General features: G+C 65.9%; 14 protein-coding genes. 6 read left to right on the top strand and 8 right to left on the bottom strand.

Annotation, left to right across the window (positions count from 1 at the left end; all coding sequences use genetic code 11):
- Window positions 1–141 precede the first annotated feature (141 nt).
- Window positions 142–1044 carry a hypothetical protein gene (locus tag ABD191_RS26115; RefSeq protein WP_344087629.1) on the top strand — a complete coding sequence of 301 codons (903 nt, stop codon included), beginning with the start codon at window positions 142–144 and terminating at the stop codon, window positions 1042–1044.
- 44 nt (window positions 1045–1088) lie between these two features.
- Window positions 1089–1550 carry an NUDIX domain-containing protein gene (locus tag ABD191_RS26110; protein ID WP_344087626.1) on the top strand — a complete coding sequence of 154 codons (462 nt, stop codon included), beginning with the start codon at window positions 1089–1091 and terminating at the stop codon, window positions 1548–1550.
- 593 nt (window positions 1551–2143) lie between these two features.
- On the opposite strand, the gene ABD191_RS26105 is transcribed toward ABD191_RS26110, so the two are convergent.
- Window positions 2144–2773 (bottom strand): hypothetical protein, encoded by a 630-nt coding sequence (locus ABD191_RS26105; RefSeq protein ID WP_344087623.1) that lies wholly within the window; start codon window positions 2771–2773, stop codon window positions 2144–2146.
- A gap of 42 nt (window positions 2774–2815) precedes the next feature.
- Here ABD191_RS26105 and drmA point away from each other — a divergent pair, with 42 nt between their 5' ends.
- Complete coding sequence (gene drmA / locus ABD191_RS26100) at window positions 2816–6988, top strand: DISARM system helicase DrmA (RefSeq protein ID WP_344087620.1); 4173 nt, start codon at window positions 2816–2818, stop codon at window positions 6986–6988.
- The gene (gene drmB / locus ABD191_RS26095) at window positions 6985–8718 is read left to right on the top strand and encodes a DrmB family protein (protein ID WP_344087617.1); all 1734 of its coding nucleotides are present in this window, start codon (window positions 6985–6987) and stop codon (window positions 8716–8718) included. The genes drmA and drmB overlap by 4 nt, the downstream gene beginning before the upstream one ends.
- Before the next feature lie 51 nt (window positions 8719–8769).
- Here drmB and ABD191_RS26090 read toward each other — a convergent pair whose 3' ends face one another.
- From ABD191_RS26090 to ABD191_RS26070, 5 genes are all read right to left on the bottom strand, one after another.
- On the bottom strand, window positions 8770–10374 hold the full coding sequence (locus ABD191_RS26090; protein WP_344087614.1) for a DEAD/DEAH box helicase: 1605 nt from the start codon (window positions 10372–10374) through the stop codon (window positions 8770–8772).
- Between the two features lie 391 nt (window positions 10375–10765).
- The gene (locus tag ABD191_RS26085; RefSeq protein ID WP_344087611.1) at window positions 10766–13663 is read right to left on the bottom strand and encodes a Z1 domain-containing protein; all 2898 of its coding nucleotides are present in this window, start codon (window positions 13661–13663) and stop codon (window positions 10766–10768) included.
- Window positions 13660–14643, bottom strand: a complete 984-nt coding sequence (locus tag ABD191_RS26080) for a PD-(D/E)XK motif protein (protein WP_344087608.1) — start codon at window positions 14641–14643, stop codon at window positions 13660–13662. The genes ABD191_RS26085 and ABD191_RS26080 overlap by 4 nt, the downstream gene beginning before the upstream one ends.
- Window positions 14640–16154, bottom strand: a complete 1515-nt coding sequence (locus tag ABD191_RS26075; RefSeq protein ID WP_344087606.1) for an ATP-binding protein — start codon at window positions 16152–16154, stop codon at window positions 14640–14642. The genes ABD191_RS26080 and ABD191_RS26075 overlap by 4 nt, the downstream gene beginning before the upstream one ends.
- Before the next feature lie 37 nt (window positions 16155–16191).
- Complete coding sequence (locus tag ABD191_RS26070) at window positions 16192–18177, bottom strand: AIPR family protein (protein ID WP_344087603.1); 1986 nt, start codon at window positions 18175–18177, stop codon at window positions 16192–16194.
- Window positions 18178–18512: 335 nt separating this feature from the next.
- On the opposite strand from ABD191_RS26070, the gene dcm reads away from it, so the two are divergent.
- On the top strand, window positions 18513–20438 hold the full coding sequence (gene dcm, locus ABD191_RS26065) for a DNA (cytosine-5-)-methyltransferase (protein WP_344087600.1): 1926 nt from the start codon (window positions 18513–18515) through the stop codon (window positions 20436–20438).
- A gap of 14 nt (window positions 20439–20452) precedes the next feature.
- Here dcm and ABD191_RS26060 read toward each other — a convergent pair whose 3' ends face one another.
- Both ABD191_RS26060 and ABD191_RS26055 read right to left on the bottom strand, forming a co-directional pair.
- Window positions 20453–21784: an ATP-binding protein gene (locus tag ABD191_RS26060; RefSeq protein ID WP_344087597.1), complete on the bottom strand. Its 1332-nt coding sequence runs from the start codon at window positions 21782–21784 to the stop codon at window positions 20453–20455.
- 55 nt (window positions 21785–21839) lie between these two features.
- Window positions 21840–22250 (bottom strand): very short patch repair endonuclease, encoded by a 411-nt coding sequence (locus tag ABD191_RS26055; RefSeq protein WP_344087594.1) that lies wholly within the window; start codon window positions 22248–22250, stop codon window positions 21840–21842.
- Between the two features lie 592 nt (window positions 22251–22842).
- Here ABD191_RS26055 and ABD191_RS26050 point away from each other — a divergent pair.
- On the top strand, window positions 22843–23169 hold the full coding sequence (locus tag ABD191_RS26050) for a hypothetical protein (RefSeq protein ID WP_344087592.1): 327 nt from the start codon (window positions 22843–22845) through the stop codon (window positions 23167–23169).
- Window positions 23170–23177 lie beyond the last annotated feature (8 nt).

Below are 23177 nucleotides of genomic sequence, written 5' to 3'. Positions count from 1 at the left end.
CTAACCGAGGCCGGTACCCAATGAACTGAGCCTCTACAAGATCCAGGGCGCTTCAGGTGCACCCACCTCCTCGGCGACGCCATCGCCCTGGCAGACCATGGCCTCGCCACCACGGCCGAGGTAACCACACTCGTCAACGACGTGTGCGCCGACCTTCTCACCGCCGCCAACACGACCGGGCGGCAGGCTGCCCTCGCTGACTGCGTGCCCGCGCTCTATCTCGAACGCCTGCGACCCGGCGGACGGCTCGACACCTGGTACCGCCCAGACACCAACATCGCCATCGGCCCCACCGTGGTGACCGTCGCCGACCTTGCCCGCATGGGCCTGATCATCGACGGCGTGACCCACCGAATCGATCTCGGCGAACTCATCGCCGATACGCGGCGAGCCCTCGCACCGTCCAGCCGCTGGATGACCGCCATCACCCAAGGCGACCCGACCGAACCCAACATCGGACAACCCCGGCTCTGGCTCGACTTCGAACACGCCGGCCGCAACACCCTCGCCGGCGATGTCGCCATCCTGCTGTGGTACCTGCTCGGCATGGGCGGCTGGCTTGTCCCGACGTACCAACCCGCCACGTATCGGCGTACGTTGCGTCACCACCTGAACCCGATCAGCACCCCGCGCGCACGCCACCTCGCCCTGTCGGCCCCGCAAAGACACCTTGAAGTCAGCTATGAGTGGAACGTCGGCGCAGGGCGCGCTGCCGCGCTCACCGCGCTCGCCATCGCATTGCGTGGGCAGCTCGGCGCGGCCTGCGCTGAAGGACACGCCAACCTGATGTACGCACTTCGTCCTTACCTCATCTGCCGGATCCTCGGGGTTATCGACCTCTGCGCGATGGCCGGCGCCGACACCGTCGTCTGCCTCGCCAAACTCGCCCAACTGCGCCAACCCGGCCTGACCCTCGACGACCTTCTGGCCGATCTCCACCCGCCCACCGAAGCCGCGACCGGCATGCCGCCGAGCGGTCCAGACGCCATGTCAGCCGCCGACACGCCGGCCGCGGCACCGCCCGGCCAGCGATCAACGAGATGATGAGACGCCCGCCGTACAAATGCACACCCCACAAGGAAGAACAGATGATTGAACGCGTCCGTGCAGTACTCGTCACGCCAAACAACGAACTGCTGCTCATCCGCAGGCAACGCTCCGACCAACCCGTCTACTGGGTTCTACCTGGTGGCCACGTCGAACCCACGGATCGCACCAGGGAAGCCGCCCTCCAGCGGGAGGTACACGAGGAACTCGCCGGCACACCCAGAATCCACAGCCTCATCCAAGTCATCGACGGTACCGACGACCGCCAATACATCTACCTTGCTCGCATCGCCGAGTGGTCGTTCGCCGACCGCAACGGACCTGAGTTCACCGAACCTGGCCGCGGCGCCTACAACATCGACACCATCCCACCCACGGCAGAAGATTTAGCAGAGATCAATCTCAAACCAGATCAGCTCGCCACATTCTTGATCAACCATCTTCACGGCGACATCGACTTGTTCACACTTCCTGACCTGCGCGACTCCCGGCGCCCCGACTGAGCCCGCCTGCCGAAGTTCGGGTCCTACCAGCCGGCCACGTCGAGCCCGCGGACCACACCAAGGAAGCGCCCTCGAACGGCAGGTACGCGAGGAACTCGCCAGCACAACCACGACTCACAGCCTCATCCAGATCATCGACGGCACCGACGATCGGCAGTACATCTACCTCGCACGCACCGCCGAGTGGTCCTTCGCCGACCGCAGCGGCCCCGAGTCCACCGAATCTGGGCGCGGCACATACGCCTCGACACCATCCCCGCTCACGGCAGAAGCACTAGAAGAGATCAACCTCAAACCAGACCTGCTCGACGCCGGATGCCCCCGCCGCACCGCCAGCGGACGCAGCCGATGTCATCCGGCTGCTAGTCGTTTTGACGAGTTCCTCAGCACCCGTCCCGGGCACCGACGACCGAGGCGGGAAGTCCGCCACCTGGCTCACCCGTCGACCTCCCGGCCGCCGCTAACGCTGACATCCCGGATCATCCGCCCATCGTAGGCCGGCTCCCGACAGAACTGGGTACGACGTCACGAGCAGCGTCGTGTCCATCCCTCGTGTCGCGTGCAGTTGACGGACCGGGTCGGTGCTTGGCCTGCTAACCGTCAATCGGTTGACCGCACCCATTCGTCGCCCAGTACGCGAAGACCATCGAGAGTCTCCCTGGGCACGTCCGCCGTCTCCGGACCCGCCTCTGGGTCGTGGGGCCGGCGAGGGCCCTCGACCGGAACGGACCTGGCAGTCGAGGGAAGGCCGCGCCTGGGCCGCTACAGTCGGCTGGCAGATACGGGCGAACCGCCCCGCGCTGTGCGGGGTCACGCTGCACCAGGGCCGTCACCGTCGATCCGGAGTCCACTCGGACGACCTCGGCGACCTCGAAGGACTCCGGGCCAACGATCTCCAGGTCGTCCCACAGCCATCCGATGGCGCCCCAGCCGTACATGCCAACCTCGTTGGGTTGGATCCGGGCTGAGGGCCATTCCTCGTCTTGGTCGTAGCTGGTTAGCGTGACCGTGTCACCGTCGAATTCGACGAGGTCTCCGGCCGTGGCTCCCTCCGCGCGTAGTCGGACGCTGTCCTCGGCGATGCGTTGCACGACAGTCCGGGTGAACCAGGGCAGGGTCCCCGTCTCGCCCGGGTTGACAACCAACGCGGGGTACGGGCCCATCACCTCGGAGATGCCCACCCTCGCCCGACGGAGCACGACACCGTCATACCTGTTGGTCATAGCCGTGACGATACGAGCAACCGGGTCAGCGCCTGAACACCCATGCAGTCCCGACACATATCGGCCGGGTCGGACGCCGGTCGACAGCGACAATTTGTCAATGCGTCGTCACGTGGAACGATGCGGCGCCCGCACCATTACCGCCCGACGGGCTTCCGCCAGCGGTCAAGAGACGCGTCGTTGGCGTGCCGAGCGGGCATACCGGGGACTGCAGGCGGTTATGATCCCGAGAGCTGGGCCGTCCGTGTGGTAGAACGCGATAGGCAGACCGCTGACCGGGATGGAGCAATCCGAGTGAGTGAACGCCCCTTGCTGGTCGAGGCCCTTGTCGCTGAGGTTCTCGGCCCACGGTCCGGGCCTGTCGAGACGATGGCGCCTTATGAGGATCCAGTCGACGAGTACATCGTTGGAGTCCTTGCCCCGTTCGAGGCATCCTCGACGGAGGTTGATTCGGATCAGGAGCTTGTGGGTGGCGACGTCTCGGGGGCTGACGACGACGCTCCCGACCTTGCGGGTGGCGCGACCAGCAGCATCGGCGGGGCGTCAGGGGGAGTGCTGCCACCGCTAACGCTTGATCCACGGTCCCGGCCGGCGTCACTGGGGATCTCCATTGCGGTCACCTCGGACAGCAGCCCCACGCTCGATATCTGCGGCACCTGGGCTCGGTACGTGCCTGGTGCTGAAGAGGGGTCAACCCGGGTGCCGCACGGGGCAGTCTGGCGGGGGGTTGACTGTTCGGGTTCGGGTCCGGTGTCCCTAAGTGATCCAGCGGATCCTTCGGTGACTCTGGTCATCCACAGCCGACCGGGCGGGGATGGTTCGTGGCGGATCTCAATGTTCCTGGTCAACAGAACCCCGGTCGCTTCGGACGGCCGCGCCGACACGGCCCATCACGTTTTCCAGCCGCAGATTAGGGTGAGATGTCCGGACGGTGTCCGGCTCCAACCCGTGGAACGGCACCGCGCCGTCCGGGATGAGGAGGACGCGGGGCTCGCGTTGCTGTACGCCGACCGGCCCGCCTTCGGCCGGGGCCACCAGTGTTCCGCCTTGTGGCGCTCCATCGATCCGGAACGTCCCCACCCCGAAGCAGTCCACAGGCGTGCCGCCCCGTTCTTCTGGGCAGACGGGCATCACCTGTTCGACCCGACGACAGTCGCGGACTTCTCGCCGGCCGATGTGCGGTCGGAGTTCGCACCGGTCGTCCCCGTCAACGCACCCGACAAAGGTTGGCCCGGCGACGCCGGCAACCCACCCGAACTCGACCCAGCGGTTCTCGCCCAGATGTACGACGGCGATACCCTCCGACGCGCGCTGAGCCCCTTGGCCGACGCCTATGCCAACTGGATCGATGGACAGGCCGAGCTGGCGGGCCGACCAAGGGGCGGTTCGCCTGCCGGTCGTCATCTGGCTGCCTGCCGGGCCGCGTCGGAGCGTATCCGTGACGGCATCGAGCTGTTGGCTACCGACGACACCGCCCGGCTCGCGTTCTGCTTCGCGAACCGTGCAATCGCTGTGCAGTCAGGGTGGACAAAGGGTCGCGTGAACCCGTGGTGGCCCTTCCAGTTGGCATTCCAGCTGCTAAATCTGCGGGGCATCGTCGAGACGGACCACGAGGATCGCGAGCTTTGCGACCTTTTATGGTTCCCGACCGGTGGAGGGAAAACCGAGGCGTATCTGGGTCTCGCGGCATTTACGATGGCCCACCGGCGGCTCGCTTCTGGCTCGGGAGGACCCACGACGGGCGGGGGCGTCGCAGTCCTGTCCCGGTACACGCTGCGGCTGCTGACGGTCCAGCAGTACCGACGTGCGATAGCGCTCCTCACAGCCTGCGAACTCCTACGTGTACAGGGTGCAGTCGGGCGCCGGGGATGGCGGCCTGACTCTTGCACGGAGACGACTGATCTCATGTGGGGCGCCATGAGGTTCTCGGTGGGCCTGTGGGTTGGCGGCAATGTGACACCGAACAACCTGCAGGACATCGAATACAGGACTGCCACCGGCAGCATCGTCAGCGAGCCCGGAGCAATATCGATACTCGAGGGTAGGAACGGAACGGGTGATCCGGCACAGGTGCTCAACTGTCCTGCATGTAGATCCATCCTCGCCGTGCCGCCCGACGGGTTTGCAGCCGGGATGTCGGTTGAACTGCACCTTGTGATCGGGGACCCAGATCCGGGCGCCGGTCCGTCAGTCACGTCCAGGATGTCGGCCGACCCGTTCGTGGTGAGTCAGTTCCGGCTTACACCCCATGGCAAAACTCCCTTCGCCACGGCGTCGATCCGCTTCCAACTCACCGGCGACGCGACCGCGGAAGCGGTCGACAACTGGTTCAACAAGAACATCCTGCGCGAGCTGGGACCGGATGCGTGGCTGTGTGCGGCCCGTGCCAGCCGGCCCGGCTACTTCATCCGCCAAACGGAGTGGGGTTCGCGTCGGGGCATGAAGCCGATCGACTTTGAGATCTTCTGCGCCGATCCAGACTGCCCTCTCGCCGCCGACGTGGCATGGACCGAAGCGACGGAGCTCGGCTCACGGCCCGTGCTGCCAGCATTCGACCGGGGCGACGGGCAGTGCGACCGCAGTCCCGTTCCGGCGTGGACGGTGGACGAACAGGTCTATGCACACTGCCCTTCGATGGTCGTCGCTACGGTCGACAAATTCGCCCGTCTCGCCTACGAGCCACGTGCGAGTTCGTTGTTCGGCAACGTCGACCGGTTGAACGAGCACCTCGGTTACCACAGGTCGTGGTCACCACCAACAGGGCCGGCAAGCCTGCCTGCACAACCCCGACAGGATGTACCCGCTGGTCGCACCGTTCCGGTCTCCGGCTTCCGACCGCCCGAACTGATCCTCCAGGACGAGCTGCATCTCATCGACGGACCACTCGGCAGTATGGTCGGACTGTACGAGACCGCGGTCGACATCCTTACCGCCGCCGGGAACACCCGGACTGGGCCCAAATACGTCGCATCCACCGCGACCGTCCGTCGGGCGGGCGAGCAGGTGCGCTCACTCTACGGCCGTGATCTGCGGGTCTTCCCACCTCAGGCACTTCGTGCCGAACAGACGTTCTTCTCCTCGTCGGCGCCGGCCCATCCACTCGACACCGGGCCCGGGCGACTGCACGTCGGACTTATCGCACCGGGCCGAGGAGCCCAGACACCGATCGTCCGGACGTGGACCAGACTCCTGCAGACACCTCACGACCGCCGCGCGCAAGGCGTCGCGCTGGCCGACCTGGACCCGTTCTGGACACTCGTCGGCTACTTCAACGCAATCCGCGAGCTCGCCGGAACAGTCGCACTCGTACGCCAGGACATCCCTCAACGGCTGGGCAGTGTCGCAGCAGTCCCCCGGGAACTCGACGGGCAGGACCCGATGGAGCTGTCGAGTCGGGCAAGCTCTCTGCAACTGCCCAGCCTGCTGGACGAACTCGGCGTGGCGTTGGGACAGGCGCGCGACCCGGTCGGTGCGGTGGTCGCGACCTCCATGTTCGGTACTGGTGTCGATGTTGACCGGCTCGGCCTGATGGTGGTGCACGGTCAGCCCAAAACCACATCTGCCTACATCCAGGCGACCGGACGTGTCGGTCGTCGCCACGGCGGTCTGGTCGTTACGCTCTACCGGGCGTCACGCCCCCGCGACCTCAGTCACTACGAGTACTTCGCTGGCTACCACACGACGCTCTACCGACACGTCGAGCCTGTCACCGTGAACCCGTTCGCCCCGAGGGCGCGGGACAGGGCCCTCGGCCCCGTTGCGGTCAGCATCCTGCGGCAGGCAGCCAGTCTGCCGGGCACTACGGGGTCCGTGCCTGTGCAGGACCGTTGGCGTTCGCAGCAGCGCCTCGCTGGTGGCAACTGGTTCTGCCGGGCCAGCGAAATGGCCGGTGAGCGTAACGCCCCCGACGTCGCGTCCCTACCGGATCTCTTTGAGGCCCGAGCTGCCGTGCAACCGTCGCAGAGACGGCCACCGCCGTCGGACACGGCGGCGCACACCGACGCCGAGCTCGACCGCTGGCAGCTACTGGCCAGACAGACGGGTGGCCAACTCCTCTACTACGAACCGACCGTGACGCGCTCAGCCTCCCGGCCGGTCGTACTGGGCGATCTCGCTCACCTAGTGGCAGGAACCGGGGAAGCCTACGAGGCGGCACCCACCTCATTGAGAGAAGTCGAGGCCACCACGACCGTTGAGGGTTGGGAACGCTCATGAGTCGTCCATACCAGGAGATCCGCCCCTCACAGTTCATCACCACCTTCGGACCTGGCAGTGTCGTGGAGACTGGATCGGGCCCGGTTGTGCTGAAAGCACTGGATACGGTCTTCAATGCGATACACCGGGAACCGGCCGACTTCGAGATTGTCGACGACCGGTTCTCCCGTCTTGCGCTGGATGGCGCCCGTATCGCCAGGCTCCCGACGAATGCCGAACTCCGCCTGCCGGTCGACAATCAGATCTACCGCACCGAAAGGTTCCCGTACTGGGCACTATGCGCGCAGCACCGGCCCCATCAGATCCTCTACGACGCCAGCTCAGGCTGTCCGCAGTGCCCGGGCCAGCAGCAGTGGGAGCGCCGACGTAAAGCCGGACGTGAAGCCATCCGTTTCGTCCGCGCCTGTGAGAGCGGTCATCTGGACGAGGTTGACTGGTACGGCATGGTACACACATCAAGGTCCTGTCGCACCGATCACTACCTTTGGCACGGCGGCGGTCGCGCGCTACGTCACGTCCGGATCGAATGTCCACGCTGCAACACCAGCGTCAGCTTCGGGCAGGCATACGCACGTCCCTCGTCATGCACTGGACGCCAGCCGGAACTCGGCGGACAACCCTCCGGCAGCGTCCGGTGCACCCAGCGCGCCCGCATTATTCAGCGCGGTGCAGCCAACCTCCGCCTCGCTGAGGTCGACACCGCTCTAACGATCATGGACATGCCGGCACGCCTGCACAGTGTCCTCAGCGACCGTGCATTACTTGCCGCTCTCGGGGTACTCCACAGGGTCGGAATGCTCAATCAGACGACCTTTGCTGCCGAGGTAGGGCGCCTGAGCCTCACACCCGAGGCGACGGAGTTACTCAGCGGAACCGCCTGGACCGACATCCGGTCCGCTCTGGAGCAGCTGCTCGACCCAGGCCACGGCGAAACGGTCTCGCTGCGCGATCAGGAGTTCGAACGGCTCCACCATGCCGGCGCCCACGGCGCCCCCGCCGTGCCGCACCCCCACCGCGGATCGCCTCCTCTCTTCGAGATACGCCACGCCGACGTGAGGGACCTCGCGGGCCTTGCCGGTCGGATGGTGTTACGTGTCGTGCCCGTCAGCAGACTCCGCATAGTCATGGTGCAGACCGGCTACCGGCGGCTGAACCCGCAGACCGGGGGTATCGTATCCACACGCTTCGACTGGAACGGCGCCAACTGGTACCCCGGGGTCGAACTCTTCGGCGAAGGTGTCTTTCTCGAGGTGGTTGATGGTCAACCCCCGCTGCGTGGCAGCCGCGTCGACCAATGGAACACACGCTATTCGGTTGCGGGCGACCCGCAGACACACCCGGTACATGTCTGGTGGCACACCTTGTCCCACAGGTTGATGAGAACCCTCGCTGTGGACTCCGGCTACTCATCTGCGGCTATCCGGGAACGGGTGTACCTCAAGGCCGGTCACGGTGCAGCGGCCGGTAGCGGTCTCCTGCTGTACACCGCCCAACCGGGCGGCGACGGTACGCTGGGCGGGCTGATCTCGCTGGTCGACAGGTTCCAGGACGTGCTCGCCGGCGCACTCGACGACGCGGACACATGCAGCAATGATCCACTTTGCTGCGAAGCCGTGACTGTGGGCGCGGACGGCGCTGCGTGCTATGCCTGCCTTCACGCGTCCGAGACGTCCTGCGAGCACCGCAATCTCGGACTCGACAGACTCCTGCTCGCCGATAACCTCCCGTAGGAGTCCGATCCCCGATGTGAGCTGCGGGAGGCGGCGCGTCGGCTGCGCCGTCTACAGGTTCCGGCGGCTCCCGGTCCAGTATGACGTGTAGTGCGTGAAAGCAAGTTCTCCGCGGAACCGGATATTGTCCTGGATGTCGATGACCTGGCACGAAGCGGTGCCTCCGAATCGCGGGCCGCGCATGCCGCGTCCGATCATCTGTTCATAGAGGACCCGGCTGGTTGTCGGCCGGCCGACAACCAGCGCCCGGACCCTCGGCGCGTCGAACCCGGTCGTGAGCACCCCGTAGTTGCAGAGCACAGAGATCTCGCCCGCGCGGAACCGCTCGATCAGCGCGCGCCGCGTCGCGGTCCGAGTCTCCGCCGTGACCGCCTCAGCGGTGCGGCCGTTGCGTCGCAGGAGGAGCGCGATTGCGACCGCGTGCTCGACCGTGCACCCGAAAAACAACGTGGGCCAGTCGGTCGGCAGTTCGAGCAGCCGTCGTACCAGCGCACGGTTCCTATCCTCCGACTGACCGATCTGTTGCAAGAACCCGGGATGGAAGTCCTTGAACTGCTGGAAATGGTCGACGTACCGTTGATTCGAGCCCATGTCGAAGGCTGGACCGGCGTGCGAGAGCACCTCATGCTGCGGCTCCGACAGGACCTGCCTGCGCCGCAGTTCACCGATCATGTCGTTGCCGAGCTTGGTCGGCACCAGCAGTCTGCCGTGGAATCTGTTCACGAGTTGGCGCGTCTCATCGTCGTCGCGACGGAACGGTGTGGCGGTGAGGCCGAGCAACGGCACCGGGGACACGCCTCGATGGTGTACGAACACCCCAAGGTAGGTGAGCACCTGCCTGTACGTCGGTGCCTCCATACGGTGTGCCTCGTCAACGACCACTGCGCCGAGGCGCTCGCGCACCGCCGTCAGACTCTCCTCCTCGTCGCGGACAGCGGCGTGCAGCTTCTGAATGCTCGCGACGATGACGTCAGGGTCCTCCGGAACCTCGGCATCACCCCAGAACCGGGCGATCTTCAGGGTGGCGCGAACTTGCTCCGACCGGTGGCCGAGATCGGTCCAGACCTCCCGGAAAGCCTGTACAGCCTGTTCACAGAGCTCCTCGCTCTGCGCGATCCACACAATGACGTTTCGATGGTCCAAGGTCAGGCGCCACTTGATGAGCCCTTCGACCGCGGTCCTGGTCTTGCCCGCCCCAGTCGGCAACGTCAGTACCCCGCGGTTTGCCCCCGGGCTTCCCGAGAGGATGTCCTGCATCTCCAGGACCAGTTCGTCCTGGAAGTCCTCCAGCTCTCCCAGTGGAACGAACGGGGCGACCTCCAAGCTGTCGGCCTCACGCGGCTCGCCCGGAAGGCCGGCGTAAACAGGTGGTAGGTCGAGGACTTTGACGAAATGACGCGGCCACGCACGACCCGGCCTCCATGTTCGCTTCGCGACCGCCTTAGCCTTTTCCCTGCGACCGCCACGTGCTTTCTGACCATCGCTGTAGCTGTGAAGAAGGTCCAGCTCATCGGGGGAAGCCTTGAGCGCCAGACGCTCCCGTAGCACCCGTGACTCGAGTAGGCCGAACCCGGCCCGATCGACCAGGAACTCTGTGATCTGTGCGTCCGGGAGGCGAACCGTCCCGCGACGCGAAGGACTGTCCAGTTCGGCCACGATGCGCTCGACAGACTTCCGGCCCCTCCCTGGGTCGTCAATGTCGGCCAATGCGGCACGGATGTCGGAAACATCAAGACGCCTGCGTAGTACCTGTACAGCCAGGGACCGGTCAGACCCGCTGAGCAAACCAAAGGACTCCAAGCCTACGACCTCCATCCCAGACAGACCACAATTCAAGATCATTACAAAGTTTGATGGCCCCCGAACCCATTCGGTCGCCGGAGGGACCACCTGACCGTTCGGGGGGCAGGTTCAGCGACTGGTCCCCCAAGCGCCGCCGACGGCCCAGCTTCCCGGCGCCTCGGGTATGCCGGTTGCCTGGTCGCACACGAGGCTACGACGTAAGGCATACCTGACCGGCCCCGCCAACACGGGAGTCAGCAGCCCCTCATTCTGGGTCTACGACTACAACGTGTCGATTACTGTCCTTGGCTGTCCACTTGATGAGGCGGCCACTCGTTGGGGCGGAGCTGTATGGCGTGATGATGTTGAAGCCAAGGGTGACCTTGCCGGGATCGATCGGATCGCCGGCCTTGCCCTCCAAGGTTCCCGGGTTGATCGCCGGGTAGACGATGATGGCCGCTGTAGCTGCACTATGAAGGTTGTCCGCGGCTGGATCCGGGTGTTTGGTCGGCACGCCGGCGATGCGGTAGGCGGCATTCCGGTGCCGCGACTCGCTGAGCACGCTCATGGAACCCGTCGTGGTCCGACGTCGTTCGAACATGCTGAACGGCCCGTACCCGAACAGGGTCCGTCGGGTGGTGCTGCGTGTCTGGTAGGGAAAGATGACGACCCAATTCTGCAGCTGCTGCGGGGAGAGCGACCCCAGCCAGGCGAGCTCAGGTTGCAGCGTGTCGGTGTTGAGCCAGGTCAGCTTGCTCAGGACAGCGAGCATGCTGCGGTGATCGGTGACCGTGACCAAGGCCTCGTATGTGGTGCGGGCGCCGGGGACCTGGAACCGTGCTGATTGCGTGGCGACGGCGAGCAGCGGCCTCCAGAGTTCTGCGTTCGCCTTCATGTCGCTCACCCTGGTGGGGTACGCGACCGGCTCCATCGGTTCGCCGGGCGAGCTCTTCTCGACCAGGCGTGCGTTCCACATCTTGTTTGGGCTGGTGGGCTTGAGGTCGGGCCGGTGCTGAGCGATTAGGGGCGGGATCTGTCGTGGTGTGAGCTGGGCGGCGCCGGCGGCGGGGGCCGCATAGCGGCGCAACTCGGTGCGGAGGTACGCCTCGTCACGGTACGCGGCTGCGAACATGGCGTGCAAATCTTCCGTGGTGTACAGACGGACGAGGTCGCGGTAGCCGGGTCGGAACCCGAACCACCGGCCCATCTGCATGAGGGTGTCCACCTGTTTGGTGGCGCGCCGGTAGTACGTGACGGTAAGGCCCTCGACAGTGAAGCCGCGGGCGAGTTTGTTCCCGCCGACAAGGATGCGCCAGATGCTGCGTTTGTCGAAGTCGAGGCTCTCCTGCTTGTTCTCCAGCTCTTTGTCGCTGTTGACGACGATCACGGGACTGGTGCTGCCGTCGACCGGTGTGATGCGCCGGATGGCCTCGGCCAGGTCGTCGCGCAGGTCGTCGAAGTTCCCAGGGGTCGGCAGGTCGGTCGCCCTGGCCCGTGAGACCGGGAGAATCTCCTTCTCGTAGAGCGCACGCAGCCTCCTCAGGCCCTCCGGCTGGTAGTAGTGGCCCTTCTTCCACATGCCGGTGATGATCTCGGCAGCGTCACGGTGGGCGTCGCGTCCCATCGCCTCGTGGACCAGCATGGTGTGGTGGCGGTACTTCGGGCTGCCGTGGCGTTCGCGGTGCACCTTCACCGCGCCGGTGAGGACGAACATGTCCAGGGCTGTCTGCAGCTCGGCGTCGTCCGGTTCCTCGCGCAGGTAACGCACGTACGCGCGTTCGTTGGAGGTCTCCAGCGGACGCTGGTCGATGGGGGTTTCCGTGTCGCCGTCCAGGTCGTGGAAGTCCTCTGCGCCCATGTAGCCGGTCGGGCGTGGAAGGGCAACGAGGAAGTCGCGGGGGAATATGTCCTGGTCGTCGGAGGGGTCGATGAACACGTTGGCGTACGGGGTGGCCGTGTAGCCGACGTACTGCGCGCGTGGCAGCATTCGCAGCAGGGTGCCGATGTGCCTGTTGATGGCGGTACGTTCCTTGCCCTCCTCCTCCCACTTCTTCCGGCTGACGGTGTTGACTGACGCCTGATCCGACTCGTCATCAATGATGAGTACGGGGATTTCGCCGAGCCGGTCCTTGATTCGGCCGAGGTCTGCTACGAGTCCTTTGAGGACGGTGGAGTTCTTCTTGGCCACGATGAGTCGGGCGTTGCTGGTGTAGAGGTTGACCGGGTCGAAGAACCGTCGGTTGCGTTCGCGCTGCTCGAAGCGCAGCGCAGGGGCGCCCTGCTTGAGCAGCTTGTAGTCGCCGGCGTGGTTACTCAGCCGGATGATGTCGGGGTAGCCGGAGTCGGAGGGTCGTCCACCGTGGCGCAGGAACTTGTCGTCGGCCCAGTCCGGATCGGTATGGTAATCGTGGGCGTGGATGTCGTGCTCGGAGATCTCAAGTTCGAGGTTCTCGCGCCCGCACAGCTCCATGTCCATGCGCCGCTGTGTCTGGGCCCGCAGCATATTCGTCGTGCCGGTGAGGACGATGACCAGCCGGTAGCCCGCATCGATAGCCTTGGCTGCAACGCCGGTGAAGTTCGCTGTCTTGCCGCTCTGCACGTATCCGACCACTAGTCCCTTTGCCTGGTAAGCCATGGTGCGGGTCGGGTCGGAGAGGCGCCGGATCACCTCCTCGGTGGCGGCGTCAACGCCGGCGACGGCATCCGGGTCCCATCCTTTGTTGAGCAGGTAGCGCTCGTAGTGTGCCCAGTAGAAGTTGTGCTCAGCACGGCGCTCCGGCGTGCGCCACTCCTCCCAGTCGTCCGCAATGACGGTGGCGGTGTCCGCGGTTGCGAACGGGAAGAGGTCAGCGAACAGCTCCTCGGTGGCGGGGTCGATGGCCAACGCCGTGCTGATCGCCTTCCGTCGTTCCGCAGTGTTGTGCTCCGTCCCGGCGGTCCACGCGTCGGCCGTCGTTGTGTAGTCCCATCCGGCGAGTGCGTATGCGAACTGGTGCCGCAGACCGTCGTCCGGTCCGGCGTCGCGCAGGTACGTAAGGAGTGCCGTGCCGTCGGCCAGGCTGTCATCACCGAGCACGGCAGCAAGCTGGTGGAGGGCCCGGGGACCCGTGCGTTGCATCGCGCTCAGGGCGGCACTATAGGCGGTGGTGATGATGTCGCTCATGCCAACTCCAAACCTGCTGCGTTGACCGCGTCGGCGAGCTCGCGCGGCGGAGCGTCCTCGGGGCGCCCGGTGAGCTCCAGGCGGTAGGTGACGTCGGTGATGTGGGCTGGGTCGACACCCAGGGAGTCCAGCATCGCGGGGCTGAGGTGGGGGAACGTACCGCTGACGGCGAACGTGGCGGGTTCGGTGCGCAGCCGCCAGCGGTGCTCACATGTCCGGGCGTAGCGGTCGCGCCAGCCGGTGGCGTAGAGCAGTTCGTCGAGGCGGCGACGGTCGGTGGCGCCACTGATGAGCTGGCGTACGCGTGATACCAGGTCGCCCAGAGTGGTCCCACCGGTGCCGGCCAGCGTGACCTGGAACGAAACCAGCCACAGCGGCCGTGTCCCAGTCGGTACCAGCTGGGTCAGCGGCGAGATCCGGTGGGCGCGGCGTTCGGACGCCGTCGTCTTCACCTCGACGTCAAAGTCCAGCAGACCGAAATCATGTTCCTCCGCGTGTCCACCCCGCCATGAAGCCAGTGCTGTGGTCGCGTCCGACGCGGTGGTCAGTCCGGCCAGCAGGCACAGTTCGCCGAGCAGCCCGGTCTCGACCTGACGGGACAGGCCCTCCTCTGGCCGTAGCAGGTGGCCCAAACGTGCCATAGTCTCGACGGTGGCGTCGGATACCCTTAGCCCGTCGAGCTGGACTCGGTCGGCGATGGAGCGCAGAACGGGGTAGGCGTCCTCGAACAGCCGTGACTCGGTGACGGCAATTTCGATCATGCGTTCGCCGTCGTGATGCACGGTGTGGATGCTCAGGTGTTCGAGGCCGCTGGGCGGGGCGGTCTCGTTCGGTGCGGCTGGGCCGCGCAGACCGACCCGGCCGCGCTGCGGGTCGATGAACAGGAACAGTCGGGGGTTGCCGAAGATCGGATGCTCGATCGGCGAGCGGCTGCGCAGGTATCCCGCGAAGCTGTCGGCGCTCAGATGCCGTTCGGTCATTTGCGGGCCTCGTAGGTGAACTTTTCGGCTTTGGCGGCGGCGGTGAGGATTTCCTGCCAGAGGTCGATCTGGTCCTTGTCCCGTGCGCCGAGGTACGAGCCTTGGAAGACATGCTCGGTGAGCAGGAACAGCAGTGCCTTGATGAGCGGCAGGTCGTTGAGTCCGCCGCGACGACCGCCGAGCAGGGCACGTCGGTAGGTCTGGTTGAGCCATACGGTCCGGGTGGTGCGGTCGATCTCGAGAAGGTCGTCGCCAGGGATGTGTTTCCACATGATGTTGAGTGGTTCATCGTCGAACTGGGGCAGTTCGTCTCTGATCTCCCGGCCGACGTTGGGGTGTATGCCCTTACCGGGAGGGAAGACCGCCTTGCGCTGGGCTGTGGCCCGTTGGTTGGTCTGGGTCCAGATCCGCTCGGCGGCCTGCAGGTAGTCATTGATCGTGGTCCCGTCAGGAGCCTGCGCCTTGCTGACCACCCTGGCGAAGTCCGGTCCGGCTGAGACCCGGGACTTCTCCGGGTTCATGTCGAGCAGGCCTGCGATGTCGCCGTCTATATCGACAGCCACCCGCGCCAGTTGTAACTTCTTGTCGGGGGCGTGGATCCCCTCCCAGCCGCCTGCGTGCAGAAGCCTGCCGCGGCGGTAGAAGTACAGGCCCTGGCGGGACTCGGCGCCGCCCGGCAGCCGGTACTCGGGCAGGCTGGAGCGCCCTGGCCAGATGTGGCAATGCAGTGACAGGTCGGTGGTGCCGGTGTGGGTTGTCAGGGTCCTGGGCCAGCCGGACGGTGCGTTCGGGTAGGCGAACGGGTTGATCGGTCGTACCTGGCTGAGGATGCCTGGTCCTGCATCGACGTCCTCCACGTCCACGTAGAGGCAGACCCGGTCATCGGCCAGCAAACGGTGGAACATGAGGCCGAGGTGGCCCTGCAGCGCGGAGATCGTCCGGCTGACGAACTCGTCGGTGTGCCCGCGGTTGCCGGTGGCTGGGAACCCTCTCACCTGATCCCACCGCACGACGGTGCCCGTACTGGCGGCGGGGATAGGCCAAGATCGTTCGAGCTCGCGGGCAGCGAAGTCGGCTGGCACGATGTCGCATCGGAAGGTGCGTCGGCCGCCACCGACAAGCCAGCGCCGGCCGACGGCCGGATGGCCGGCCGCCCGGGCCAGGACCGTGAGACTGGATGCCTGGCTGAAGGAGGCCGCCTTGAGGCCCAGCCCGAAGTGCCCGAGGTCGCCGGTGGCGTAGTCGCGGCGGGCGCCGACCGTCATCGCCGCGTCGATGGTGTCCGGTTCGATGCCACGCCCGTTGTCGACCACGTACAGGCCGATGAGGTCGGCCTGCTGCTGGACAAACCTGATCAGGACCTGGGTGGCTCCTGCATCGATCGAGTTGTCAACCAGGTCTGCCAGCGCGGTAGGCAGCGAGTGGTTGCGGCCGAGGCTCTCGAGGGCACGAGGGTCCGGCGGGAGCTCGACCGAGCTTTCGGTGGGCACCTGCTGCTGCCACAGCGACATCGCTGACCTCCTGACTGATCTTGCGTTGTGCTCGTTGTCAGAGACCGGCGACGGCCCGGAAGCCGCGTGCGTGTGCCCTGCGCATGAGTTCGATTCCGGCGTGCAACTGCCTACCGGCCGGCGCCCAACCCTGGGACAGGGCCGTGGAAATGTCGCGGGCGGTGCGGCACTCGGCTGGGTCGAGGCTGCCGGTGTCGGCACCCCATTCGGCGAGGTCCGACCAGTCCGCCGCAGTGGTCGCCCTGACCAGGTCCAGTTCGTGGGCGTAGTCGTCCGCGGTAGCGAGTTCGGCCTCGAGATCCGTTGGTACCGCCCACTCGAGATCACGTATGGCCGCCCAGCACTCGGGCCGTTTGGTCCACTCGCCGACGTGTGTGCGGCCGCTGGGCGGGGACGTGAGGATCTTCTGGACAAGCGCGGACAGGTCCGTGACGGCGTTCTGCAGCGCCGGCGAGAGGTCCTGGTCGCGCCAGATCCGGCCGAGGTCGATACGGGACCGGGTGGCGTGGACGAGTTTGGCCACGGTGTAGGTCACGATGTTGGCCTTGTAGCCACCGAATGCCTGTTTCGCGACCAGCTTGTCCGTACGACGGAACAGGATCGCCTTGGCGACCAGCCGCCGGCAGTAGTCCTTGTCGACGTCGATGGGCCGTTCGTCGAGACGCTCGGAGAAGAGCACGAAGTTCTTCTCCGCCCCGAGGCTCACCACGTGCGGCAGCATCGCCCAGGACTGCTCGAACTTGGCCAGGTCAGACTTGGTGAACTTCTGCGTCGCCGGATTCGCCGTCTTGAAGATCTTCTGCCGGGCGGGGGTCCCCTCGCGGACCAGGGCGTTGGCGTATTGCCCCCGTGCCCGTTCGTAGAACCAGTGGGTGTCGTGGGGGTGCACAGCGGTCGCGGGGGCCCACAACGTCCGCATGATCCGTTCGACGTCGACGTGGAAGGCGCTGTTGGCCTTCAGGTCAGAGGCGGTGACCTTGCTCTGGGTGTTCGAGTACGCCGAGATCTGCGGGACGATCTCATCCAACCGCTCCGGAGCGACGACGGTCAGTTTCATCTGTACCTGTACAGCAGAGATGTCGACCTTGTTGCGCAATGCGTGATGGATCGTGGCTGTCGTCTGCCCACCGTTGACGATCTGCAGGTTGTGGATGCTTCGGATCAGCCGACGGCCGTCGGGACCCTCGTCGATGTCAACATGAGACGCCGTAGCGGCAATGCCGTTGTTGTACGCAAGGAAGCGGCCCGGATTGGTGCGCAAGGTCTCCAACATTCCCCGGTTGACCGTTGTACGGACCTGTAGGAACGACCGGACGTTGAGCTCAAGCAGTCGCGCGCCGTGCTGCGAGTACAGGTCGGCCAACTGCCGACCTGGCACGATCGCCAGCATTACCGAGAAGTCGCCGTCCTGCTGAGACGCGGTCAGGCAGTCCAACCCGTCCGGGAACTCAGCCACGATGGGCTCGGCCTTGCTGCCCGAGGCCGCCCAGTTGGCCAGTCTGCGCAGGTCCCACAGTTCCCGGTGGACCTGCCGACCCTGCACTGTGGCAGGCGCAATGCGGTCACGCACGACGCTGCGCGCGTTAGTGATGAGGAACAGGCGGATCTTGTCGACACGGTCGAACCGGTCAGCCACCTCGCGCCAAGTTCCGGCAACCTCCGATCCGGCCTCATTACGACCCGTCTGTCCTGTCGCGGCCCGCGACAGGAAGTTCTCCAGCCGCTTGAACCCGGCCTCGACCTCACTTCGGTCGATCTTGTAGTCGTCGTCGGCGCGGGCGCTGTAGATCGTCAGGAACAGGTCGAGGCACCTGTCGTCGGACGAGACACCCCACCCGCTGACCTCGACTCCGTGCTCCCGGATGTACACGGCAGTCGCCTGTTCGGTGTGACCATCGGCGCAGAACTGATCGAGGATGAGTTCGGTGAACGCCTCACGCAGTTCCCCACCGTCCATCTCCGCCTGGGCGCGTACCTCGTCGAGGAGGCTGTACGCGTATCCCGTGATGTCCGGCTCAGACATCGCCGCCCACGTTCCTGGCACGCGATGCGGGCCGGGCCGGTGGGTAAGAGAGCATGGGACATCTCCAGACGGCAGAGCGCCGGGGCACCCGGTTGTGCGCCGGCTGAAGGGTGTGCTGCGCGAGCGTCTTCAAGCATATGGGGACCACCGACGGTCGGGTTCGGAAAGATGACCGGTTGTTCGACCCGGACGGACGGTAGAGGTACGTTCGTCCTGCTGATCGGTGTCGGACAGTGGTCGACATAACTACTGGCCCCACCGGGCGGGGCGCTACGCGAAACTGTCCAGCACCACAGGTAACGTCCCGGCCACGGTCTACGAATGGATGGTGAGCGGTGACGGAGGGCACGGCGCGTACGCGCAGGCACACCGGGTACGGCGTGAAGCTCGTGCGGGGCCCCTTCGTCCGGCTGGCTCCCCACCCCCGAGCCTGTGCCACCGACGAGGAGTTCCTGCAGTTCGCCGCCGAGCGCCGCGCCGCCGGTGACCGCCTCGCCGCGGACCTGTTCGCCGGAGCGGGGGGACTGAGCCTGGGGCTGACACAGGCTGGATTCCGGGTGGTGCTGGCGGCCGACCACGATGCCGAGTCGGTGGAGACGCACCGCCACCACCATCCCGGCCTGAGCCTGGACTGCGACCTCAGCGATCCCGACACGCTTGTGCGCGTTGCCGGCCTGATCCGTGACGCCGGCATCGAGTTGCTCGCCGGCGGGCCACCCTGCCAGCCGTTCTCCAAGGCCGGACGGTCCATGATCCGCCACCGGGTCCGTCACCACCTACGGCCGGCCCACGACGAGCGACGCGACCTGTGGCGTTCGTTCCTGGAGGTCATCCAGCTGGCACGGCCCTCTGCAGTGGTCATGGAGAACGTCCCCGACATGGCACTCGACCGGGAGATGTTCATCTTCCGCACCTTGGTGCACGAACTCGAGTCGATCGGGTACGCCGTTAAGGCGAAGCTTGTCGAGACCCTTCAGTACGGGGTGCCGCAGTTCCGTCAGCGGTTGATCGTGGTCGCACTACGCGACAGCACCGCATTCGAATGGCCCGCTGTGGTCCCTGACCGGGTCACGGTATGGAACGCCATCGGCGACCTACCGCCCGTCGAGGGTGGCTGGCGGCCCGAGGGCGGCGCGGAAGGATGGATCGCCTACGACGGACCACAGGGCGAGTTCCAGCGCAGCATGCGCGCCGACGTCCCGCCCGCGGACGCGGGCAAGGTGTTCGACCACATCACCCGACCGGTCCGCGAGGACGACCTGCTCGCCTTCGACCTGATGGGCGAGAAGACCCTCTACTCCGACCTGCCCGAGGAGATGCGCCGCTACCGCGCCGACATCTTCGACGACAAGTACAAGCGCCTCGACGCGAACAACTACTCCCGGACAATCACCGCGCACATCGCCAAAGACGGGTACTGGTACATCCATCCGCGGCAGAACCGCACCCTCACCGTGCGGGAAGCGGCGAGGCTGCAGACCTTCCCCGACCACTTCCGGTTCGCCGGACCACCCTCGGCCGCTTTCCGGCAGATCGGCAACGCGGTACCTCCACTCCTCGGCCGGCACCTCGGCGATGCCGTACGGGCAGCGCTGGACAGCCCCACCCCGGTGACCTACCGAACGCTCGACGTGGCGGCAGCCCTCACCGCCTGGTTCCGCGACCGGGAAGCCCTGGCGCTTCCCTGGTTGCGCGCGTCCACCCGTTGGCAGGTCATCACGGCGGAGACACTGCTAGATCGGGCCGCACCTGACCAGATCAGATTCGTCTGGCCCTTGCTACAGCGCTGGGCTGTCCCGGCGGACACGGCGGCGGCCAGCGACGAGCTGGCGACGATCGGCCGGCTCATCGGTCGCCAGCAACGTGCTGCGCGCATTGCGGCCATCGCGGAGCGGCTCGCGCCCACACCGGAGGTCCTCGACTCGGATGAGAGCGTCAGTGGAATCGACGCATCGGTTCTCGACCTGGCCGTACTGGTGGTGCCGACCCACGGGGAGGACGAGTCGGAAGAACCGGTCCTGGTGACAAAGGGCGTCCTGAGGGTCGCCGCACGATTTACAGACGAGGTCGTCGACCGACGCAACAGGCTCAGCGACGGCCGCCTCGCCGTCGCCCGCATGGTCGGGGATGACACCAACGCCCGCGATGCCCACCTGGCCCTCATCGAGCTCAGCAACAGTCTCTGCCGGCCGGTGTCACCGGACTGCGGCCAATGCCCCTTACTGAAACTCTGCCCGGCGGCCGGAACGGTCGACGGGTGAGGTTTGAACTCCTGTCAGGAGTCCAAACCCAGCTTCGCTGCGACATCAGGGGCCTGGGTCCTGAGGACGTTCAGGATCCGGCTCCACGCGGCGTACTCGCCTGCCTGCATGGCCGCGCTATGCAGGGCAAGACCTGCCGTCGTGGCGACAGGTCCATCTGCTTCACCCGACTCCCGCTGTAGGGGCAGCTCCATCTGCGCAGCCCGCGGCGACCGCCCCGGAGCATCCTCGGTGTCGCCGGCATGCCGCGCCGTCTTGCGGTAGGCGTCGTCAGCTCGGATGCACAGCTCGTTGATCGGCCGCTCAAGCAGCTGCCTCAGCTGCGGGGGCATCGTGACCCTCATCTTGGCCACGTTGATATTGAACACAAGATCCAGATCAGCGTCGAACTCCAGCGCCGCCCGTGCCAGCTTCGTGTGTTCATCGATGCCGCGGATGCCGAACCAGCCGCCGTACTGCACCAAGCGGCCGGCCCGGTAGATGTAGAGGCCCTGTTGACGGTTCCAGTTCAGCGGGCCGGACAGCCGGTCGAATTCCGTTGCTGAAGAAAAGCGGTCACGTGAGGGCAGCACAACACACTGCAACGACACCGCGCCGCTGACCTCGCCCACCGACAGTTCGAAACGCTGCAGGGGCAGTTCGACACGCGCCGGCTCATCGGGCGCGAAGGGGTTCCACGGCACCACCTTCTCACCGTTCACCGTGATCACCAACGGGTCGCCGACGGAACCCTCTAGGAACCGGTGGAAGACAACCCCGAGATGCTCGGCCGTCTTCGCAGCAAGGTTCTCTATCCTCCGACGGGCCCAGCCGCCCTCGGGGCGGCGTTCGGGGAGCACCCTGTCGAGACTCCGCCAGATCACAACCGTGCCGCCCGTGTCGGCGATCTGCTTCCTTGCCCGCGCGACATGCTCATCACCAGCCGGCGAGTAGATGATCCAGTCGTCGTACTCGGCGATAACGTCAAGATCAATCATGCGGGAGGAGGTGCGCCCGGAACCACGTTGACGGGTAACCACAGCGAGTGAACGGCACTGCGAGAACGAGGCCGTCTTGAGACCGAGGCCGTAGCGACCCAGATCGCGCAGGCCGTAGCCTCGCCGACTACCAAAGCGCATAGCTTCCAGCAGGCTTTTCGAACTCATCCCGATGCCATCGTCGGCGATGGAGACCCACGAGTTCTCGCCGTCGAACCTGATCTCGATCTCCACGCGGCCGGCACCTGCGTCGACACTGTTGTCGACGAGGTCCGCCACTGCGGTCGGGAAGTCGTAGCCGATGTCGCGCAGGGACTCGGTGAGCCGGGCGGCCGAGGGCGCCACGTTCGTGTACGTCAGCCCGGACACTCAACCTCCCATGTGAAACGACGACGAGGACCAGGATGCCACAGCCACCGGTGGATCATCCAGGTACCCACCCTGCGGCGGGCGTGTTGGATCTTGCGCGCCATGCCTGCTCGATGCGGTCCGCGGCCTCGCGCACGTTCTCGTGCTCCCACACATGGATCGGCAACCAGCCCAGATCCACGAGAGCACGGTTCTTCTCCGCGTCGCGCTCAACGTTCCGATCGAGCTTCGCCAGCCACCAGTCGGCGTTGCTCCGCGGAAGCGTGCCGTGGTCCGGGCACCGATGCCAGAAACACCCGTCGATGAAGATTGCCAGCCGGGCCCGCGTGAAGGCGATGTCCGGCCTACCCGGAAGCTTCGCAAGGTTGACACGGAACCGTAGGCCCCGGCGATGAAGTTCCCTACGAACCGCCAGCTCAGGGCCGGTGGAGGCGCGGGGCATGCGGCTCATCTGGCTGCTGACCATCGGACTCGATGCCGCCGGCCGCCTGAGGGATACGGACGTGGACACGTAACCTCCAGGTAGATCGGGGACCAAGCGAGATCAGTCTTAAGATTCGTTCCGCCTGATCAGTTCGCCTTGCGACGAACCCTACCCCCGCGAGCCACGGGGGATCTTTCGCGCGGCGAGCCTAGAACTGACGTACGACATTTTCGGTCGGGTGGCGTTTCCTGATTCGAGACGGGCATCAGCGCCCACGCGAGTCGACAGAGATACTGCTTTGATACGAATTCACCTGATTAGCGGTGACCACCGAAGGGTTAATCGGGCAGTTTTCGGGCGGACCGTCACCGCGCGTCACCCGCCTCTGATCAAGCCGCATGGTGGTAATGCGTCGCCGCCATCCCCCTGATCGAACGACCCCGTCGGCACTTTGATCAGGGCGGTCACGCGCTCACAAGGAAATGATTGTCAAGGGCGCCTGAAAACTGACCCCTTTTCGACGGCTGAAAACTGACCCCTCTACTCGGTATGGCCTTGCTGGTGGTGTGCGGCTGGTGCTGGTATCGGCCCTGTCGTGGGCGTTGCCGCGGCTGCTGGTCGGAGGTGAGGGTCGATGGCTGGGGAACTCGCTGGTGCGATGCGGGGACGGTTGTTGCGGCAGGCCGCCCGGGTGCTGGTGCTCGTCCTGGACGAGCACCGTGATCTGCCGGTGTTGACATGGACGGTCACCCCGGACCTGCTGCAAGCTCACGCTGACGTCTGTGATCTCGACCCTGGCCGTGACCGGATGGTCTTCAACGCCTGGGCACGGGCGCTGCCCGCCGGTGATGGCAGTGACCCGGCGCCGGTCGGCGACGACGCGGGCGTGACGCGTCTGCGCGCCGTCCGTCGCGTCAACGGGGTGCCGGTCGTCCTGACCGCTGCTGTGCACCCCTTCTGAAGGGCTGA

It is taken from the genome of Luedemannella helvata (assembly GCF_039528415.1).
Lineage (GTDB): Bacteria > Actinomycetota > Actinomycetes > Mycobacteriales > Micromonosporaceae > Luedemannella > Luedemannella helvata.
Note: the sequence above shows the minus strand (reverse complement) of the source record. Positions and strands in the feature narration are given on the sequence as shown.

Excerpts from the sequence above, each read along its gene's own strand:
- ABD191_RS26080 (WP_344087608.1), bottom strand. The coding sequence starts at position 14,643 with ATGACCGAACGGCATCTGAGCGCCGACAGCTTCGCGGGATACCTGCGC.
- ABD191_RS26105 (WP_344087623.1), bottom strand. The coding sequence starts at position 2,773 with ATGACCAACAGGTATGACGGTGTCGTGCTCCGTCGGGCGAGGGTGGGC.
- ABD191_RS26110 (WP_344087626.1), top strand. The coding sequence starts at position 1,089 with ATGATTGAACGCGTCCGTGCAGTACTCGTCACGCCAAACAACGAACTG.
- ABD191_RS26070 (WP_344087603.1), bottom strand. The coding sequence starts at position 18,177 with ATGTCTGAGCCGGACATCACGGGATACGCGTACAGCCTCCTCGACGAG.
- drmA (WP_344087620.1), top strand. The coding sequence starts at position 2,816 with ATGCAGTCCCGACACATATCGGCCGGGTCGGACGCCGGTCGACAGCGA.
- ABD191_RS26085 (WP_344087611.1), bottom strand. The coding sequence starts at position 13,663 with ATGAGCGACATCATCACCACCGCCTATAGTGCCGCCCTGAGCGCGATG.
- ABD191_RS26075 (WP_344087606.1), bottom strand. The coding sequence starts at position 16,154 with ATGTCGCTGTGGCAGCAGCAGGTGCCCACCGAAAGCTCGGTCGAGCTC.
- ABD191_RS26055 (WP_344087594.1), bottom strand. The coding sequence starts at position 22,250 with ATGGTCAGCAGCCAGATGAGCCGCATGCCCCGCGCCTCCACCGGCCCT.
- drmB (WP_344087617.1), top strand. The coding sequence starts at position 6,985 with ATGAGTCGTCCATACCAGGAGATCCGCCCCTCACAGTTCATCACCACC.
- ABD191_RS26050 (WP_344087592.1), top strand. The coding sequence starts at position 22,843 with ATGGCTGGGGAACTCGCTGGTGCGATGCGGGGACGGTTGTTGCGGCAG.